This is a genomic window from Caldalkalibacillus thermarum, assembly GCF_014644735.1.
GTDB classification, from domain to species: Bacteria; Bacillota; Bacilli; order Caldalkalibacillales; family Caldalkalibacillaceae; genus Caldalkalibacillus; species Caldalkalibacillus thermarum.
Genome location: NZ_BMKZ01000086.1, coordinates 1 through 2862, shown reverse-complemented (window position 1 = coordinate 2862; position 2862 = coordinate 1). Strand labels below are relative to the sequence as shown.

Sequence of the window (2862 nt, the reverse complement as noted above, 5' to 3'; positions counted from 1 at the left end):
GCGCTGAAGGGATTGGTTGGTTTTTAAAACAGGATAAGAAATGACCAAGAGAGTACCCTCAAACAATGAATCCGCTTACATCCATGATGGGGATAAAAAACTCTGCCCGGAAATACTTGACTCACACGTAGCGGTAGAGTTGCTTGACATTGTGGGCCAGGCTAGTTGTCGTTAAAGACATCATCAATGCCTCCTTGTCTCGATTTAGTCAGATAGACGCAAGTTTCGTCTGTGGGCACAGACAATATTTCCACCTGTTGCTGGCGAAGAGAGCGTAGCAGATCCTCCGGCAACTCATTCTTCACGACCACAGTGAGGCTGTCAGGGCCCAGCGGTTGCTGGTCAATGACCAGCTTTGTCTCTAACACAGGTGCCAGCGCCTCTTGTTTACCCCTCAGCCGGATCACCAGCCGGCTTAATTCCTCCACAGGCAAATGCACTTTTTTTTGTCCCTTATCGAGCAAGATAATCTCTTCCAAGATCTCTTCCAGCTCGTTCAGCAAGTGACTGGAAATGATCATGGTGCGGGGATGGTTGAGATAATCCTTGAGCAGCACCCGGTAGATATCCTTACGTACCGCTTTATCCATACCTGTGGTTGGTTCATCAAGCATCGTTAAGGGGCAGCGGGCAGCGATGCCAATAATGGTGTAAAAGGTGCTTTGTTGACCTTTGGACAATGTATTCGGGTAGAATTTGGGATTCAATTCAAAATATTGACACAAGCGTTTGGCCAGTCCATGATCCCAGTGGGGATAAAACAGCGCCATACTATCCATGATCTCGGCGATGGTCAGCGTGGGTATAACAGGCAGGCGGTCATTGGTCAGAATCATGTTGCTAGAGACTGTCAGATTGTTGAAAGGTGGCTCTCCAAAGACCTTGATCGTGCCAGCCGAGGGCAAAAGATAGCCGGCGATCAGTTTCAGCAGGGTGGTTTTGCCAGCCCCGTTGCGCCCAATCAAACCGATCAGTTTGTTTTCTCCAATGGTCAAGGAAAGCTGGTCAATCGCTGTGGCAGAACCATATACTTTGCTCAGCTTTTCCGTTTCAATGACATGCATCAGGATTCCCCTTTCCCCTTGCGTTGTTGATATGAAGATTGGACTAAAGACAACAATTCAGTTACACTGAGACCCACACGCTGGGCTTCAGTGATGAGCTCCTCAACCAGGTGGATTAAGGTTTCGTTTTTGCGCCTGTGGAGGATCAATTCTTTTGCTTGCGAAGAGACAAACATGCCTAACCCCCGTTTTTTGTAGAGAATGTTTTGTTCAGCCAACAATTTTAATCCTTTAGCTGCGGTAGCTGGGTTAATGTTAAACATCTCAGCCAGTTGATATTGGGAGTAAATTTTTTCATCAGCAGCAATATTGCCTGACAAAATCTCCGTTTCTAACCATTCAGCTATCTGAACATAGATTGGTTTCGTCCCATCTGGATTAATTGGCAAGGGCACATCTACCCTCCTTTTCCGATATAGTGCATTAGTGTTGTAATGTACTATATCTCATCGGAAAGGTATTGTCAATATAAAGTTCAGAAGATGACACTAGCATTGCATAAAACCTTAGATCATATTATTCGCACTATTCTGAATAAAATATTTAAGCTCGAAGAGCTAAAAAGTGAATTTCCAAAGTAGGGCTTTTAAAGAACAATTCAATGGCCCAACGTGAACGGTAAATGTCACCGATGTCTTCAGCATCCAGATCAAAGCGGTTGGTTATGATGCGAATCAGATTTCCTTGAGAATCAACCGTCTCGATGAGACGGAACACATTTTCTGTCCGTTTCTGCGGCGTCCCTAAGAGTACCATGGAGTCGGACAGAATCGGACTGTCTTTTGGAACCTCAAAGGTTTCGATGGTACGTGTCACCGCATTTTTCTTGAGGCGAGAAGCAAAAAAGATCCCTTCATCAAAAAATCGATCAAATGTCTCGTAATCCACGTAGCCACGGTCGAACACATACATGGCTTCCTTTTCATCAACCAGGACCTCAAGTTGACTACGGTCATGTTCATTTGCCGGTGTCATCACAGCCTTCTCTGGATAAACATTCCCTTTATCCATAAAAACGAGACGCAAATGTAACTTGACACCAGATTTTGTTCTCCGAAAAGTGGCCCATTTGTAGTTCGTCAAAGATAGAGAGAGCGTCGTTGAATCAATGATTTTCAGTGGCATTCGACACGGTTGGCTCTGTTGCATGTGACATCGGATTTGCTGGACAAGATCGAGAAATATCTTGGCCAGGAGTGAAGGATCGACTTGGTTGTTTTTTCGGGACAACTGGGAAGCACTGATGGATTCAAAGCCAAGTATTTTCTGCAAGTCTTCATCCAGTACGCCATCTGCGACTGCTCTTAAACTTTCTTTCTCATGCAACTGAGCATGCAGAAATAGCAGGAGGTACGCTTTAGCTGTTAGTTTCTTGGTGTATTTGTCATGACCAGGCACTTCAACATGTTCCTCAAATTGTTGAAAATTAATTGTTGAAACCCATTTACCAAATGACGAAAATAGTGTATCCTTGTCCATAACTTGTGTCCTTTACGTTGGATTTGGACAGGAACCACCTGTACCTCCAGTGTAAAGGATTTTTTTGTCCTCCGGACAATATAACTCTGAATATTTTGTGTATTCCTAATGATGGGATTAGATTAATGCAACACTAGTGAGAAGATGAATAATTAGGGTTTGCTGAAAAACACAAAAATGTTGATATTGAAAGGAAAAGACCTATTTTTGGCGAAATTAAGTGCAAGGGTTTTTCAAAAAACACCACAAAAACCTTGCACTTGGAGGTATTACTGTGTATCGCCATAACCAGGATCAGCTGATCATGCCGCATGAATTC

Annotated in this window: 3 protein-coding genes and 1 pseudogene; all 4 read right to left on the bottom strand. The window is 43.9% G+C overall.

Annotated elements, in window-relative coordinates; all coding sequences use genetic code 11:
- Positions 1–161 precede the first annotated feature (161 nt).
- Positions 162–1064 carry an ATP-binding cassette domain-containing protein gene (locus IEW48_RS16320; protein ID WP_188624679.1) on the bottom strand — a complete coding sequence of 301 codons (903 nt, stop codon included), beginning with the start codon at positions 1062–1064 and terminating at the stop codon, positions 162–164.
- Positions 1064–1453 (bottom strand): GntR family transcriptional regulator, encoded by a 390-nt coding sequence (locus IEW48_RS16315; protein ID WP_188624680.1) that lies wholly within the window; start codon positions 1451–1453, stop codon positions 1064–1066. Before IEW48_RS16315 ends, IEW48_RS16320 begins: the two co-directional genes overlap by 1 nt.
- 196 nt (positions 1454–1649) lie before the next feature.
- A pseudogene (locus IEW48_RS16310) lies at positions 1650–2543 on the bottom strand (IS4 family transposase); the annotation flags it as partial.
- 133 nt (positions 2544–2676) lie between these two features.
- Positions 2677–2862: hypothetical protein (locus tag IEW48_RS17295; protein WP_229704102.1), on the bottom strand; the 186-nt coding region annotated here is incomplete at its 5' end.